The sequence below is a fragment of the Lysinibacillus sp. G4S2 genome, from assembly GCF_030348505.1.
In the GTDB taxonomy this organism is placed as follows: Bacteria; Bacillota; Bacilli; order Bacillales_A; family Planococcaceae; genus Lysinibacillus.
Genome location: NZ_JAUCFJ010000002.1, coordinates 683,470 through 700,110, shown reverse-complemented (window position 1 = coordinate 700,110; position 16,641 = coordinate 683,470). Strand labels below are relative to the sequence as shown.

18 protein-coding genes are annotated in these 16,641 nt (G+C 38.2%); 2 read left to right on the top strand and 16 right to left on the bottom strand.

Annotated features, from left to right (window positions below; all coding sequences use genetic code 11):
- Positions 1–19: 19 nt before the first annotated feature.
- The 9 genes from atpE to rpiB all read right to left on the bottom strand — a co-directional run bounded on the left by atpE (position 20) and on the right by rpiB (position 9,269).
- Positions 20–244 carry a F0F1 ATP synthase subunit C gene (gene atpE, locus QUF91_RS03750; RefSeq protein WP_004269474.1) on the bottom strand — a complete coding sequence of 75 codons (225 nt, stop codon included), beginning with the start codon at positions 242–244 and terminating at the stop codon, positions 20–22.
- Between the two features lie 63 nt (positions 245–307).
- Entirely contained in the window at positions 308–1,030 is a 723-nt protein-coding gene (gene atpB / locus QUF91_RS03745; protein ID WP_285396851.1) for a F0F1 ATP synthase subunit A, read from the bottom strand.
- 36 nt (positions 1,031–1,066) lie between these two features.
- Positions 1,067–1,438, bottom strand: a complete 372-nt coding sequence (locus QUF91_RS03740; protein ID WP_197139682.1) for an ATP synthase subunit I — start codon at positions 1,436–1,438, stop codon at positions 1,067–1,069.
- 518 nt (positions 1,439–1,956) lie between these two features.
- Positions 1,957–3,078, bottom strand: coding sequence for a non-hydrolyzing UDP-N-acetylglucosamine 2-epimerase (gene wecB, locus QUF91_RS03735; protein WP_285396850.1), 1,122 nt, complete (start codon positions 3,076–3,078; stop codon positions 1,957–1,959).
- A gap of 307 nt (positions 3,079–3,385) precedes the next feature.
- The gene (gene upp, locus QUF91_RS03730; RefSeq protein WP_285396849.1) at positions 3,386–4,015 is read right to left on the bottom strand and encodes a uracil phosphoribosyltransferase; all 630 of its coding nucleotides are present in this window, start codon (positions 4,013–4,015) and stop codon (positions 3,386–3,388) included.
- Between the two features lie 126 nt (positions 4,016–4,141).
- Positions 4,142–6,301, bottom strand: a complete 2,160-nt coding sequence (locus QUF91_RS03725) for a bifunctional diguanylate cyclase/phosphodiesterase (protein ID WP_289416887.1) — start codon at positions 6,299–6,301, stop codon at positions 4,142–4,144.
- Positions 6,302–6,879: 578 nt separating this feature from the next.
- Positions 6,880–8,121, bottom strand: coding sequence for a serine hydroxymethyltransferase (gene glyA / locus QUF91_RS03720; protein WP_289416886.1), 1,242 nt, complete (start codon positions 8,119–8,121; stop codon positions 6,880–6,882).
- A 60-nt stretch (positions 8,122–8,181) separates the two neighbouring features.
- Positions 8,182–8,724: a TIGR01440 family protein gene (locus QUF91_RS03715; RefSeq protein WP_289416885.1), complete on the bottom strand. Its 543-nt coding sequence runs from the start codon at positions 8,722–8,724 to the stop codon at positions 8,182–8,184.
- 107 nt (positions 8,725–8,831) lie between these two features.
- Entirely contained in the window at positions 8,832–9,269 is a 438-nt protein-coding gene (gene rpiB / locus QUF91_RS03710; RefSeq protein WP_285396844.1) for a ribose 5-phosphate isomerase B, read from the bottom strand.
- 300 nt (positions 9,270–9,569) lie between these two features.
- On the opposite strand from rpiB, the gene QUF91_RS03705 reads away from it, so the two are divergent.
- Both QUF91_RS03705 and QUF91_RS03700 read left to right on the top strand, forming a co-directional pair.
- Complete coding sequence (locus tag QUF91_RS03705) at positions 9,570–9,758, top strand: hypothetical protein (RefSeq protein WP_289416884.1); 189 nt, start codon at positions 9,570–9,572, stop codon at positions 9,756–9,758.
- Complete coding sequence (locus tag QUF91_RS03700) at positions 9,734–10,051, top strand: hypothetical protein (RefSeq protein WP_289416883.1); 318 nt, start codon at positions 9,734–9,736, stop codon at positions 10,049–10,051. Before QUF91_RS03705 ends, QUF91_RS03700 begins: the two co-directional genes overlap by 25 nt.
- 300 nt (positions 10,052–10,351) lie before the next feature.
- Here the strand turns inward: QUF91_RS03700 and QUF91_RS03695 are convergent, their stop codons facing one another.
- From QUF91_RS03695 to prfA, 7 genes are all read right to left on the bottom strand, one after another.
- Entirely contained in the window at positions 10,352–11,635 is a 1,284-nt protein-coding gene (locus QUF91_RS03695) for a methyl-accepting chemotaxis protein (RefSeq protein ID WP_289416882.1), read from the bottom strand.
- 8 nt (positions 11,636–11,643) lie between these two features.
- Positions 11,644–12,084: a low molecular weight protein arginine phosphatase gene (locus QUF91_RS03690; protein ID WP_289416881.1), complete on the bottom strand. Its 441-nt coding sequence runs from the start codon at positions 12,082–12,084 to the stop codon at positions 11,644–11,646.
- A gap of 24 nt (positions 12,085–12,108) precedes the next feature.
- Positions 12,109–12,606 carry a manganese efflux pump MntP gene (locus QUF91_RS03685; RefSeq protein WP_289416880.1) on the bottom strand — a complete coding sequence of 166 codons (498 nt, stop codon included), beginning with the start codon at positions 12,604–12,606 and terminating at the stop codon, positions 12,109–12,111.
- Between the two features lie 224 nt (positions 12,607–12,830).
- Positions 12,831–13,865 carry an L-threonylcarbamoyladenylate synthase gene (locus QUF91_RS03680; RefSeq protein ID WP_289416879.1) on the bottom strand — a complete coding sequence of 345 codons (1,035 nt, stop codon included), beginning with the start codon at positions 13,863–13,865 and terminating at the stop codon, positions 12,831–12,833.
- Between the two features lie 101 nt (positions 13,866–13,966).
- Positions 13,967–14,557, bottom strand: coding sequence for a stage II sporulation protein R (locus QUF91_RS03675; RefSeq protein WP_289416878.1), 591 nt, complete (start codon positions 14,555–14,557; stop codon positions 13,967–13,969).
- Between the two features lie 44 nt (positions 14,558–14,601).
- Positions 14,602–15,462, bottom strand: coding sequence for a peptide chain release factor N(5)-glutamine methyltransferase (gene prmC / locus QUF91_RS03670; protein ID WP_289416877.1), 861 nt, complete (start codon positions 15,460–15,462; stop codon positions 14,602–14,604).
- Positions 15,449–16,525: a peptide chain release factor 1 gene (prfA, locus tag QUF91_RS03665; protein WP_285396833.1), complete on the bottom strand. Its 1,077-nt coding sequence runs from the start codon at positions 16,523–16,525 to the stop codon at positions 15,449–15,451. Before prfA ends, prmC begins: the two co-directional genes overlap by 14 nt.
- Positions 16,526–16,641: the final 116 nt, after the last annotated feature.

The following is a 16,641-nucleotide window of genomic DNA, read 5'->3' as shown; positions in this document are numbered from 1 at the left end:
AATTCAGTGTACAACTGAATTATTTGTTCATTACGATGAATGCTACTACTACTGCGATGATCGGTAGGGCTTCAACTAATGCAACCCCGATGAACATTGTAGTTTGAAGAACGCCACGAGCTTCTGGTTGACGAGCGATACCTTCTACTGTTTTTGATACGATAAGACCGTTACCGATACCTGCACCAAGTGCACCTAAACCGATTGCGATTGCTGCTGCTAATAAACCTAATGAACCTGTCATTTGAAAATTTCCTCCTTGGAATTGTTTGTTTTTTTGGTTCAAGCATAAAATATATGCTTTATATTAATGGTCATCGCTCACTTTATGAGCCATGTAAACCATTGTTAACATTGTGAAGATAAAGGCTTGGATAAAGCCGATGAAAATAGAGAAACCTTGCCATGCTATCGTAGGAACAATTGCTCCGATGAATCCCATAGCACCTGTTGATGCTAAACCTGCAAGTAAGCCTAGTAAAATCTCACCCGCATAAATGTTACCGTAAAGACGAAGACCTAATGTTAAAGTGTTTGCGAACTCTTCTACTAATTTTAATGGGAACATGAATGACATTGGCTTGAAGAATGTACCAACATAATTACCTGTACCTCTCATTTTAATACCGTAGTAATGAGTTAAAACTAAAATCATTGCTGCAAGCGTCATAGTAACAGTTGGATCAGCTGTAGGGGATTTCCACCATAGTGTGCCATCATAGATGATTGAGAATGGAAGACCTAATAAGTTAGATACTGCGATAAACATAATAAGTGTGATACCTAAAATATGGAATCGCCCACCAGTTTTCCAGTCCATGTTGCTTTTGATGATGTTCTTTACGAAATCCATAATCCATTCCATAAAGTTTTGCATACCAGTAGGTTTTAACTTTAGGCTTCTAGTTGAGATAACCGCGATTAAGAAAACGATTAAAGCCGCAACTAGTAACATCATAACAGTTGAAAGGTTGAATGTTAGTGAAAACAGACCAAAGTCAACCGTTTTTAATGGAGCTTCATGATTCATTGTTATTTTTCACCTCTCTTTCTAATTTAAAGCACATTAGCGGTTCCTTACATGTGATACAATTCTCTCGACAAAGAGAAAAACGTACGGAATCATTAGCCCTATGACCGTGCTAATTAAGTGAAAATAGTTTGGCAACGAAATTGCAAGAGCGACTGCCGCCACACCTGATCCAAAACGAAGCATTGTACCAAGTGAGCCTATCTTCTTCCCTTCACTAATGGATCGATCAAACTTCTCCATACGGCGAACTAAAATCCAAAAATTATATGTACCAAAGAATGCACCAATTGCGATGCCTGCAAAAACCGTCTGATAGGGTGTAAATCCCCAGCCTAATGCACAGAGTGCGAGCAAAAAAAATAACGCTCTCTTCTGCACAGCAAAAATGTGATGCAAATCTAGCATTGGTTTATAATCTCCTGAATCATTTTTTCGAGTAAAGAAAGTGTTTGCTGACCACTATGTGAAATCAGAAAAGAGCAGTGAAAAACACTACTCACAGCGGAATAGTAACGGGAGAGGCCTTTTGAAATTACAGGTGTAAATTCAAAAAAATGTCTTACACCCCGAAACGCACAAAACGTTGCAAACCGACAGCTTTAGTTTGAACTGTCAATTTAGTAGAAACTTGATATAACAAGCGTTTCAACGTCTATTAACGAACAGAAACCCTTATCATTCTTACCCTTTGTAAGCATACAATAGGAGATATTTGAAGTCAATTAGTAAAGGAGAAAAACTTCACAGCCTCTATATTCTTGTCAAATTGTTGACAAATTTGTGTATGAAATTTCATAGTTTCAAAACTAGATTTCGCACTCATGCAAAAAAAAGCTAATTTACGACGCGTTTTCGCTCGTAAATTAGCCCCCCTATCACAATAGGTACATTAGACTCATTTTTTTAGTTCTAAAAATAGTACATTACTTGTCTTTTTGTAAAAATCTTAGAAGAGCCTCTACGATACGCTCAGAAGCATGTCCATCTCCATATGGATTTGATGCTTTTGCCATTGCTTCATAGGCATTTGTATCTTCTATTAATTGTTTCGCTAGCGAATAGATTGTTTCTTCTTCCGTACCTGCTAGCTTTAATGTCCCTGCTGCAATACCTTCTGGACGCTCTGTTGTGTCTCTAAGCACTAGAACTGGTTTACCTAATGAAGGAGCTTCTTCTTGGACGCCACCAGAATCAGTTAAAATCATATAGGAATTAGCCGCAAAGTTATGGAAATCAAAGACTTCAAGAGGTTCAATTAAATGTACACGCTTGTGATCTCCTAAAATTTCATTAGCAATTTCTCGTACAGCCGGGTTCATATGCACTGGGTAAACAACTTGTACATCCTCATGCTCTGCTAAAATTCTAGTAATGGCACGGAACATATGACGCATTGGTTCACCTAGGTTTTCACGACGATGTGCGGTTAATAGAATCATACGATCTGTACCTATTTTTTCTAAGACCGGATGTGAATAATGTTCACTTACTGTAGTAGCTAATGCGTCGATCGCAGTATTACCAGTCACAAAAATAGTTTCAGCGTTTTTATTTTCATCTAAAAGATTTTTCTTTGACACTTCTGTCGGCGCGAAATGAAGGTCAGCCATAACACCTGTTAACTGGCGGTTCATTTCCTCTGGGTATGGTGAATATTTATTCCACGTACGTAGACCTGCCTCTACATGTCCGATAGCAATTTGGTTATAAAATGCAGCTAAGCTTGCAATGAAAGTTGTAGCTGTATCGCCATGTACTAAAACAATATCTGGCTTTGCTTCTTTCATAACTTTGTCTAAGCCTTGTAATGCATTAGTTGTCACGTCGATTAATGTTTGACGATCTTTCATAATATTTAAATCGTAGTCTGGTGTGATTTTAAATGTTTCTAATACTTGATCGAGCATTTGGCGATGTTGGGCTGTTACCGTAACAATCGATTCAATTTGCTCAGAATGCTTTTGTAATTCCAATACAAGTGGAGCCATTTTAATAGCCTCTGGTCTCGTACCGAAAATCGTCATTACTTTCCATTTTTTCGTCAAAACGATTTGCACCGTCCTTTATTATAGTATATGAAAAGTGCTTTACTCCCATTGATCTGCGCCAGATAAGGCAAGCATCAGACTTCAAAAGAAGTACCGCCTAAACATACTAGGAAACGTCCTTCAATGTTGAAGGACGCTTTCAAAAGTTATAAGTTGCTTAAAAATTACAAACTCAATTGATTCAACTGTTTATTATTGGCCCATCATCATAACGTGGGGTTGTTTTCCGTTCCAATCAACTTATCAACATGACATACATATTATCAAAATGTCATCCTAACTTTCAGTGGTGAACCTTGTGATATTATTTCGTACCGAATAGACGGTCTCCTGCATCACCTAGACCAGGTACAATATAGCCGTGGTCATTTAATTTTTCATCAAGTGCAGCAATATAAATATCTACATCTGGATGCTCATCTTGAATAACTTTTACACCCTCTGGCGCAGCGATTAAGCACATGAATTTAATGCTTTTCGCACCACGTTTTTTCAGTGAGTTGATCGCTTCCACTGCTGATCCACCCGTAGCAAGCATTGGGTCTACGATGATGAAATCACGTTCTTCAACATCTGCAGGAAGTTTTGCATAGTACTCTACAGGTTTTAATGTTTCTGGATCACGATAAAGACCGATATGACCTACTTTTGCCGCTGGAATTAGCTTTAATACGCCATCTACCATGCCAATACCTGCACGTAAAATCGGTACAATCGCAATTTTTTTACCAGAAAGTACTTTTGTTTTAGCAGTTGTAACAGGTGTTTCAACTTCAATTTCCTCTACTGGTAAATCGCGTGTAATTTCGAATGCCATTAATGTTGCGACCTCGTCTACTAGCTCACGGAATTCTTTTGTTCCTGTATTCTTATCGCGAATATAAGTTAATTTGTGTTGGATTAGTGGATGATCAAATACGTATACTTTGCTCAAAGGGATTCTCTCCTAACCGTTCGGATTTCATTTTTATCTCACCTAGTATAACAGAAACTAGGAGTCGTCTCAAAAATTAATTTGGGACAACTCCTTTTCTAGAATGTTTCCTACATATACTAGCGATTATTTATCGAGTATTGCATCTAACTGTTCTATTGGCATCGGTTTGTAATAGAAATATCCTTGCCCTACTGTACAGCCGAGGGTACGTAAAATCTCAGCCTGTTCTTTACTTTCAATACCTTCTGCAACCGAAGTCATCCCTAGATTTAATGCTAATTGAATAATAGATTGAACAACAGCGAGCGTCGCAGCATCATTAATAGCATTAATAAAGCTTCGATCTATTTTCAATTCCGTAAACGGCAGTCTTTGTAAATAACTTAATGATGAAAAGCCCGTTCCAAAGTCATCCACTGACGTTTTAAAGCCGTAGCCCTTTAATTCTTGGATAATAGAAAAAGCTGTCTGAAAATCAACTAGACCAATATTTTCTGTCACTTCTAAAATGATATATTTCGGATCAATATCGTATTTTTGAACGAGCTGTAACGTATCCTGTACAAAGTTAGCATAGTAAAAATGATTAGGTGAAATATTTACCGCGACCTTCACTAATTCTTTCCCTAATCTCTTACGCTCTGCTAACCACGAAAGTACAATTTCTAATATTTGAATATCGATTTCTCGTACCTTTCCCGCACTTTCCGCCACTGGAATAAAAATCGCCGGTGACACAAAGCCAAGTTCCGGAGAAATCCAGCGGGCCAGCGCTTCAATGCTTTGAATTTCACCCGTTCGTAAATCAACCTTTGGCTGTAAATTTACCGAGATTTCTTTGTTTTTTAACGCTTGTGCCAAATGGTTTAACACTGTCATTTGCTGCTCAAGCACATCATTTCTTTCTTGTGTGAATATTTCCATATGAGTACCCGGTTTATCAGCCGCAAAGGATACAGCATTATCTGCGAAGCGAATCGCGTCAGCAATATTGATCTCACCGTTAAATGGAGCAATGCCCGTTTTCAGTGTAATATAAATTTGCTTTCCACCCACAATAAAAGGCTGACGAATGATCTCTTTTATACGCAATTCATAATATAAGAAATCTTCATTGGCTGTCGCTTTTGAAATGATTAAACTAGAGCTAGTAAATCTAGCAATATATTCGTTGTGTTCATTCTGCTGTTCATTTAGACGATTGGCAATTTGTCTTAAAAGCTCGTCTCCCGCTTCACGGCCATATAACTCCACAATTTGATGAAATTCGCTTGGCTTTACGATTTTGATATTGCCATTTTGACCGCATTCTTTCTCTCTTTCTACCTTATTTAAAAAACTATGTCGATTAGGTAGCCCCGTTGTGATATCGGTATAGGCTAAATCCCATATCTTTTTCTGCGTTTTTGCATACGAGTGTGCCAATGCAACAAGTGCACCAATTTTGCGAAACATGTTTTCAAAAAACTCTTGGTCACTATGATGTTGCTTTAAAAATATCGCAAACAATCCAATTGCTTGCTGTTGTTGATTGTGTATGGGCATAAACCATGCAAATTGCTTTTTAGATGAATAGGCAAATATTTTATGTTCTTTTGGAATATCAATTTCATCCAAGTTCTTAACTAGAATGGATGTTTTCCCTGTCATGACTTCTTTAAAAAATCCCTTGTTTTCACAACGCTGCGATATACCTTTTGTTTTATTATTCCCTCTAAAAACTTGCAATTGATTTGTTTCCGTTTTGACAAAGATCATACTTGATGTATTCGGCATAAAAAATTCATCTAAGCCATTGCAAATAATGCTCATCTTTTTATCAAAGGAATTGTCCTTTTCAATCGCTTCATACATTGCTTTCTCAAGGCGTATTAAAAATTCCTCGGTATGATAATACGTCACATCCTTCACAAGTACTAATACAAATAATGTTTCATTTTTATTATTTTGAAATGGAAGTGCTTGTATCTCTGCCCAAAAAGGAGGTTTATCGAAGCAACTATGGTGCAATTTTGCTTGCACCATAACTCCGCTATGTATTTTTTGTTTAATCATTTCAATAGTTGTCATCTGTTCTTCGTTTGACAGCAATGAAAAATAATCGTTATTTATTATTTGGGATCGTGTAGTATTTGTAAGCACACAAAAAGAATCATTACATTCCAATACGCAATGATTATTTGTTGCATCAAAAATAACGTACCTTTCCTTAGAATTATTAGCTAATCTTCGAATTGTATTTAATAGCATTTCATTTTCTACGACCATCTCTTTAGTAACCATCCAGCCCCTCCTCCCTCGATTGCTTCAATTCTCTCTTACATTGTACATAAAAAATTCAATAAATTGTCACTTTCATAAAAATTTCATCTTTATCAGGACACCACTTGTCCACAATCTACTATAATATAGCCTTTTCTACCAGGTTTAAGGCTCATCACCATAACGTGTGGTTGGTGTCCGTTCCGACTGGAGGCGTCCAGCCGTAACGAAGATCAACTAATATACAGGGCAACTATCATACGCAACTTTTGGTAATGAACCAAAAGTTGCGTACCAGAAAAGATGCTTCTTACAGTTTCCTAAATAATAAGAGGCTGTCTGCAGCGAAATTGGAGTGGAGCGCAACGGCAGCAACAGAAATCTTTAATGAGCTGCAGTTTTGAGATTTGTCGAGAACTTTTGATTGTTTATCGACCAACTTTTTTAGTTTATCAACCAACTTTTGAAAAATATCGACATCTATCTTTATACAACACTAAATTTAACATCAAAAAAACGCGAGAAATCAACGTTGCTAAATTGATTTCTCGCGCTTTTTAGGTTTTGGCCAGTTATGTCACAGCCTCTTTTATATTAAATTATGCGTATAATGGATACTTGTCAGTTAAAGCTTTTACGCGATCTTTCGCTTCAGCTTTGACTGCTTCATCTTCTGGGTTTTTAAGAACTGTTGCAATAATTGCACCAACTTCTTTCATGTCCTCTTCTTTGAAGCCACGAGATGTCACAGCTGGTGTACCAATACGGATACCAGAAGTTACAAATGGAGATTCTGTATCGTAAGGAATTGTATTTTTATTTGTTGTGATCCCTACTTCATCAAGTGCGTGTTCTGCTACTTTACCTGTTAGACCAAGAGATTTCACATTAAGAAGTAACAAGTGGTTATCAGTACCACCAGATACAATTTCAACACCTTCTGCAATTAATACTTCTGCTAAAGCTTTAGCATTAGCTTTAATTTGTTTTGCATATTCTTTGAATTCTGGTTGTAATGTTTCACCGAATGCTACAGCTTTTGCAGCGATCACGTGCATTAATGGTCCACCTTGGATACCTGGGAATACAGATTTATTAAGCTTTTGCCCCCATTCTTTCGAAGCAAGGATTAAACCACCACGTGGGCCACGTAATGTTTTATGTGTTGTAGATGTCACAAAATCAGCGTATGGTACTGGTGATTGGTGTTCACCAGCAGCTACAAGACCCGCTATATGTGCCATATCCACCATGAAGTATGCTCCTACTTCATCAGCGATTTCACGGAATTTAGCGAAATCGATTTCACGTGGGTATGCAGATGCACCTGCAACAATTAGTTTTGGTTTATGCTCTAATGCTTTTTGGCGTACATCTTCATAATCGATTACTTGTGTATCTTTCGTTACGCCATATTCAACGAAATTATAAAGAATACCTGAGAAGTTTACAGGAGATCCATGCGTTAAGTGACCGCCATGAGAAAGATTCATCCCAAGAACTGTATCACCTGGTTCTAAAATTGTGTGGTATACAGCCATGTTTGCTTGTGCGCCAGAGTGTGGTTGAACGTTCGCGTATTCTGCACCAAAGATTTCTTTTACACGATCACGTGCAATATCTTCCACAACATCTACGTGTTCACAACCGCCATAGTAGCGTTTACCTGGATAACCTTCAGCATATTTATTTGTCAAAACAGAACCTTGTGCTTCCATTACTGCTTCAGATACAAAGTTTTCTGATGCAATTAACTCGATATTTGCTTGTTGACGTTTCTTTTCCGCAAGAATCCCATCTAATACTGCTTTGTCTTGTACTGCTAATTTTTCGTATGCCATGTTCAAAAAAGCCTCCTAAGTATAATCGTCATTTGTATACCACTGATTTCAGAGGTAGTTTTATTTATATACTGCACGTTCTCCGCCAATTAGCTTCGGACGTGTTGTTGCAATCGTTACAACTGCTTCTCCTACCATTCGCACAGAAGTACGAACTGGTACGGCTACTGCCTTTAAATGCATACCAATGAGTGTTTGACCAATGTCAATACCTGCATTTGCCTGCACAGCTTCTACAACAACTGGATTTGTAAATTGCGTAAACGCATAAGCGGACATCGAGCCACCTGCTGTACGCACTGGTACAACTGTTACTGGTTCATAGCCAAATTGTTCTGCAGTTGTTGCTTCTATTGTAATAGCACGATTAATATGCTCACAGCCTTGGAACGCTAGATGAAGCTGATGTTTCTTTGCAAATGCCTGCAACGGCTCAAAAATCGCCTCTCCAATTTCAAGCGCTCCTGCTGTGCCAATTTTCTGACCAATCACTTCAGATGTTGAGCAGCCTACGACAAAAATTGTATTTGGTCGTAGGATTACCTGCTCTTCAAATTCACTGAGTAACTGAGTCAAATGTGTTCGTATTTGTTGTACACCCAAGATGCTCAGCCCCTTTATTTATATATCTATTTATGTCACGCACACTATTAAGCCATTGTTAAAACTGGCTAGCTTATGACATGAGTTAACAAATATAATTGCTTTCCTTATTGCTCTAGCTCAGCGATTTTTTCAATGCGGCGTGTATGACGACCACCTTCAAAATCTGTTTCAAGCCACGTTTTAACGATTTCAAGTGCAAGGCCTGGCCCAACAACACGCTCACCCATCGCTAAAACATTTGAATCATTGTGACAACGCGTTGCCTTTGCGCTAAATACATCATGCACTAAAGCACAACGAATTCCCTTAACTTTATTTGCAGCAATAGACATACCAATGCCTGTCCCACAAATTAAAATACCTTTATCAAATTCCCCGCTAGCAACACCTTCAGAAACTGGTTTTGCATAATCAGGATAGTCTACTGAATCCGCAGATTGTGGACCAAAATCTTCGTAGCTAATATTTAGCTCATCTAACAGTTGCATAATCTCACGACGTAAATTATTGCCTCCGTGATCAGAAGAAATTGCTATTCTCACTGGGTTCCCTCATTTCGAAATTATAGTCAACACTAGTGTACCACTTCTATCTCATAAATAACATGATTTTTCTTGCATTTTTATGCTGATTTCTCCTAAAAGACGAACGTTTCTTGTATATTAACATAAAATCATTCACTTTCAAATCCATTTTTCTGTGGATAATGTGAATATCATGTTGATAAATTCGGATTCTAATCTATTGTTGTAATATTCCATCTTCCGAAGTTTTTTTAGCCTTTCAACTACAGTGGACATACTATATTAATATCTGCCGATTTAACGGGGCTATCCATCACTTTGGCTGTTCTATCCGTCGCTTCTACCTTTCTATCCGTCGCTCGGACCCTTCTTTCCGTCGCCTCTTTGGCTATCCGTCGTTTCGGCTTTTCTTTCCGTCGCTTCTTTGATTCTATCCGTCGCTTGGACTCTTTTTTCCGTCGCTTCTTTGGCTATCCGTCACTTTGGCTGCTCTATCCACGACTTTGACGGTTCTATCCACGATTTTGGCTGTTCTATCCACGACTTTGACGGTTCTATCCACGATTTTGGCTGTTCTATCCGTCGATTCTACCTTTCTATCCATCGCTCAGCCTCTTCTTTCCGTCGCTTCATTGATTTTATCCGTCGCTCGGACCCTTCTTTCCGTCGCCTCTTTGGCTATCCGTCACTTTGGCCCTTCTTTCCGTCGTTTCATTGATTCTATCCGTCGCTTGGACTCTTCTTTCCGTCACTTCTTTGGCTATCCGTCGTTTCGACTCTTCTTTCCGTCGTTTCATTGATTCTATCCGTCGCTCGGACTCTTCTTTCCGTCGCTTCTTTGGCTATCAGTCGTTTCGGCTCTTCTTTCCGTCACTTCCTTGATTCTATCCGTCGCTCGGACCCTTCTTTCCGTCACTTCCTTGATTCTATCCATCGCCTTGACTCTTCTATCCGTCACTTGGCTTCTTTCCATCGCCCTAGCTCTTCCATCCGCCGCTCTGCCTCTTTCTCCCATCGCCTTACATTTAATATGAAATACAAAAAAACTGTAGCAAACTCGATTATCATCACTCGAGTCTATCTACAGTTTAAAATGACATCTATGCTTGTCTGTCAAATTGTTGAATCATTTTATGTAGCTCTTCTGATTGTTTCTTTAGACCTTCTGCTAGTTGCTCTACTTGTTCAATGGCATATGCCTGTTCTTCTGCTGCACTGCGAACCTCTTGTGCACCTGCTGATGTTTCTTGAGCAATGGCTGCAACTTCTTGAGATTGACGAGCAGTAGTTTCAATATTATGCATTTGTTGTTCAATCAGTGAAGAAATTTCTACAATTGCACTTGCCATTTCATGTACACTTGACGACATTCCTTCTACCGCTGTTGTCGTTTCTGATACACGTGCAGCTTCTTTTGTCGCAAATGCCACTTGCTGATTCATTTGTTTGACAACAATTTCAACGTTTTGTTGCATTGATTGAATAAGAGAAGTAATGCCTTGTACTGCTTTCGCACTCTCATCTGCCAAGCCTCGAACTTCTTCAGCTACTACAGCAAAGCCTTTTCCATGTTCTCCAGCACGCGCTGCCTCAATCGAAGCATTTAAAGCTAGTAAATTTGTTTGTGCTGCAATATCACCAACTAAGCCAATGATGCGCTCTACCTGTCCAGCATTATCTTCTAATACACGAATGCTTTCTAATGCTTCATTATTGCCAGCAGCAATTTGCTGAATACTATTCACTAACGTTTCGATTGCTTTTGTTGTTGTCGTTAAATTATGTAGAATCTCTTTAGATTGCGTTGCTGATGCCTCGGCTCTACTATTTACTTCTGTAGCGAGAGCTCGTACATCTTCGATTGCCTCAGCTGTATCTTGTACTGCTGCAGCTGAAGACTCTGCACCTGTAGAAATCTGCTTTACCGTATAGGCAATACCCTCTGCCTTTGTCGTTGCAACAGCTGCTTCATCAGATAGTTGAATAATCGATTGATTTGTTTGTTGGAAGTTTTGGTCTATACTTTCTACCATTTGTCGTAAATTTAACACCATTTGCTGGAATGCCTCTGCAACAGAACGAATCTCATCACTTGTTTTCGGCATTTCAACATCCTGTCCAATTTTTCCTTCCGCTACACGGGAAGCAGAATTTTCAAGCTGCTGTAAAGGTTTAATTAGGACTACACAGAAAATCGCAGCCAAAATGCCTGACCACGTAATCCCTAACAGATAAGTAACAATTTCAAACAGTTGACGATTGCTCTCTGGGAAGAAGGTAGGTTGTATATATTCGATAAATATAAAACTGATACTGTATGTGATTAGTGCAAGAATACTAACAAATAATACTAGTTTAAGTCGTAAGCCAAACTGTTTTTTCATAGAGCTCCTCAATTCTCTTCAAGTTTTTTTACTAATCGTTCTACCAATTCCTTTAATTCTGCAAATGTTACTTCATAAATTTCTTTACTACCACCGTAAGGATCTACAACATTTCCTAAGCTACCTTCACTTGTATACTCTTTTAAAGTAAAAACTTTTTGTGCTACATGTGGATAATTAGCGATGATTGTATCTTTATGGGCTGTCGTCATTGTTAAAATTAAATCAGCCCATTCCATTTCAGTTATTGATAATTGTGTTGCTAAATGCTGATGTGACATATTTGCTTCATATAATACTTGTTGCGCATGTGCAGACATCTCAGCATTAGGCATAGCATAAATACCTGCTGAACGGACTTCTATATTGCCAATTTGTTTATGTTTCAAAATAACTTCTGCCATCGGACTGCGACAAGTATTCCCAGTACAAACAAATAATATCTTCACACTTATCACCTTCCTTTGTTTTCTCTATTGCCAAATAGCTAAAAAACCCATAATGATTAAAATAACCCCTGCAATCTTTTGGAATTTATTGCCTAACAAGACCTGACTTCTACGCGCAATGACTAATGACCCATAAGAACAAATAAGAGCACTTACACCTGCACTAATAATAAATAATGTTTTCTCTAAATGTAGCATACCAAAAGAAATACTTACTGAAAAGGTGTCTAGGCTTGCAGTCACGGCTAAAAGTATTGGAGAAATCGTTACTTTTTCATCTTTATGCGAGAATAATAGTAAATGCAAGCCAATACAAAATAATAAAATACTTGAAATCCATTGTCCCCAGTCTAATAAGAAACGAACTAAATAGTTTCCTAATTCGAAACCTAATAAAGGGAAAAGCATATGCAAAGCAGCCGTCCACACTGACAAAAATAATCGATATCTAACATTTGGTATTAACACATATAAACCAATCACATCTACAGACGTTATAATACCTGCAAGAATTCCCTGCAAGAAAGCACTCCTTCGCTCTCTAATATTTTATCATTTTATGCTCGAAAATACAGTATTATCATATGACATTTTCCTTAGTAACGAGGTGATCAATTATGCCTCGATGTATTTGCATCGTTACGCTTCCACAGCCAGAGCATAAATATAAAAGGATAAGTAGATTTTTATCATTAATACAAAAAAAGTATGCCAGAAGTAACCTCTAGCATACTTTTTTAATTTATTTATAGGGTATACCATTTACCCCCAGCAGCTTTTTCAAGTCGATTCATAATCGCAGCTCCTACTCCTTCAGTCGATGTAGTGGTTGCTAAGATAATTGTTGCCGCTGTTTTATCGCAGGCTCTTAGTGCATGGTACAAAGTCGCACCCATTTCTTCTTTACTACCAGCTTCTCCTACTGAAAAATAAAAATCAGCCTCGCTGTTAACAAAACTAGCTGGTGCAAGTAGTGCTACTTTATGTCCTTGTTTTTGTAATTGATGGACAGCATCATGAACTTCCCCTAAATCACTTTCAATTAATAAGACAGGAGCGTTTGGCGCATAGTGTGTATATTTCATACCAGGGGCTTTTGGGGTAGCCTCTAATTTCTGCTCAGTTTTTGTCGGCTGAATAACTGGCCCAATCTTATCCTCTAACATTTCCTTTGTAATTCCACCTGGACGCAAAATAACTGGAGGTTCGTGTGTAACATCTAATACTGTTGATTCGAGCCCAATTCCTGTAGAACCTCCATCTAAAATATAAGGTATGTACCCTGCCAAATCATCCTGAACATGTACTGCTTCTGTAGGACTTGGCTTCCCACTACGATTCGCACTCGGCGCAGCAAGTGGCTTTTTTAATTGTCGAAGTAATGCGAGTGCAACTGGATGATCTGGCATGCGAATGCCGACAGTCGTTAGTCCAGCTGTCACACTATTTGCCAACACATTTGGTTTTACAGGCATAACAAGTGTCAGTGGACCTGGCCAAAATAAATCCATACATTTTTTGGCTACTTCTGAAATATGCTCTATATAGAGCTCAACTTCCTCTTTCGTGCCAATGTGAACAATTAGTGGATTGTCTGAAGGACGACCTTTTGCTTCGAATATCTTTTTGACTGCTGTGTCATCTGTTGCAACAGCACCTAAGCCATAAACCGTTTCTGTTGGAAATGCCACAACCTCACCTGCATTTAAGATATCCACAGCCTGTGTATAATTTGTCTGACTATTCACATTACTATCCACAATCTTGCAAACGGTTTTCATGATTAAAACCTTCCTTTAACTATTCGTTTTTACTGAATTATCCACAAAATGTTTATAACTTATCAAAAATTGTGTATAAGTTATCTGAATTTGTGCACAATTCATTCAAAAAAACCTTTAATCCATTCCCAAATAAAGAATGTAACTTGTTCTTCCTCTTCTTCTTTTTGTTCTTCTTTATCAGGCTCACAAACTGATGGGAATACGCTACACCACCAGTTATCACCACGTGCATCACCGATTTTCACGACAATAGATTGATACATATTTTGTGGATAAAGCACAGCGTTCTGTCTCTTTGGTGGAAATAAGTTATCCCCAATTACAACCTGTATATTAAGTTGTGGATAATTTTCTTTTATTTCTGCTTCAATTTCTTGTTTTAACGAAAGTATTTGCTCGTTATCCACAGTTCCTGCTCCAGCACTAGCTACTACTTGTTTAAAATACGGCTTTAAATCTTTGACAAGCTGCTCCTTTTCATGCTGATCCTGTGTCGTATTACTATTGGCAATAACGCGTATACGAAAATCATTTTCTTGCTCATACTTCGTAGTTTCTTTCGCAAAACCTACTAATGATGGAATATATAAAATACATAATTGTAAAGCAATCGCAATGAAAACTAGTTTTACAAAAGCTAGAAAAATATTTTGTTTAGGTAATCTAATAATCTTGTATTCGTTTAACATAAAAATCCCTCCTTGCTCAACATTGTTGGCAAGAAGTAGATACTTTATACATGAATTTCACAAAAAATCATTCGCGGTTTACCATTAATATCTTTTTCTATCGAAACAATAGCCTGTGGAAAACTATCTTTAAAGAATTTAGCCACCTGCTCCCCTTGTGTATAACCGATTTCAAGGCCGATGAGGGCCGGTTTATTCACAAGTGCTGGTAGCTGCTCAGCCAATTTTCTATATAAAATAAGTCCGTCTTCTTCTGCAAAAAGAGCACTATATGGTTCATGCTCTAGCACGGTTCTTGACATTTCTTTCGCTTCATCAAAAGCAATATACGGCGGATTAGATAACACAATATCGAATTTTTCACCTGCTAAAGGAGCCGTTAAATCGCCTAATCGGAAATCAATATCTGCCGCCAATCTTTGGGCATTGTTTTGTGCTGTAGTTAAAGCAGCTTCGGATAAATCTGTGGCTACGACTGTTAGCTCTGGACGTTCTAGCTTCATAGAAATAGCAATTGCACCACTACCAGTTCCGATATCTGCAAGCTTCAATGCTCTATGATTAAACATTTTGTTCATGCGATTGATTGTTCCAAGCACTAATTCCTCTGTCTCAGGTCTAGGAATAAGCACTGACTCATCGACAATAAATGAACGACCGTAAAATTCTTCACTGCCGACGCAATACTGTACAGGTCGTCCACTCGCATGCTCTTCGATTAGTTTTTTAAATTGATCTTTTTGTTCATTTGTTAATACGTCCTGTAAGTGCAACATCACTTCTGAATAGCTAGTGCCAAGTACATGTTGCATGACAATACGCGCCGCTGTTTCCTCACAACCATGATCCACTAAAAAAGAAGAAGCCCATTGAAGGGCCTCCATTACATTATTATAAGTCATCATTTAATCGCTCTAACTTTGATGCTTGCTCTTCTAAAATAAGTGCATCAATGATTTCGCCTAGTCTACCTTCGACGATTTGATCTAACTTTTGAATCGTTAAACCAATGCGGTGGTCTGTTACACGGTTTTGTGGATAATTGTATGTGCGAATACGCTCAGAGCGATCGCCTGAACCTACAGCTGATTTACGTGTGGCATCGATTTCCTTTTGTGCTTCTTGCAAATACATATCTGCAACACGAGCACGTAGAATTTTCATCGCCTTTTCACGGTTTTTAATTTGTGAACGTTCATCCTGCATCGATACAACAACACCTGTCGGTAAGTGGGTCATACGTACAGCTGACATCGTTGTATTTACCGATTGACCACCGGCACCAGAAGATGCAAATGTATCAACACGGATATCTTTCTCATGGATTTCAACATCTACTTCTTCCACTTCAGGTAAGCAGGCTACTGTCGCTGTCGATGTATGAATACGGCCTTGAGACTCCGTTGCAGGTACACGTTGCACACGGTGTGCACCATTTTCAAACTTGAATTTAGAATACGCACCTTGACCATTAATCATGAAAATAACTTCTTTATAGCCGCCCATTGGGTTTGGCGTTGCTTCCATTATGTCAATTTTCCAACCTTGTGTCTCTGCATAACGAGAGTACATACGGAACAAATCTCCCGCAAAAATATTCGCCTCGTCGCCACCAGCTGCACCACGGATCTCCATAATAACGTTTTTATTATCATTAGGATCTTTTGGAATTAACAGAATACGTAAACGTTCCTCTAACTCTTCTTGCTGATCTTTAAGTAGGTTGAATTCTTCTTTCACCATCTCGTGCATATCAGGATCTTTTTCACTATCTAGCATCTCACGTGTTTCAACTAATTGCTCTTTTACACTTTTATATTCACGGTAAGAATCTACAGTTTCCTGGATATCTGATTGTTCCTTGGAATATTCACGTAATTTTTTATTGTCATTCACAATATCAGGATCACTTAAAAGCTCTGTTAGCCTTTCGTAACGATCCTCCACTGCTTGTAATCGATCAAACATGGGTTTCACCTCTATTTAGTTTTTTATAAGTTTCCTCTTTTATAACTGTCGCATTTCTGAAAAAGAAAAATCTAAATCAGACTTACACTAAAGTATGAACATTCTTTATTTCCACT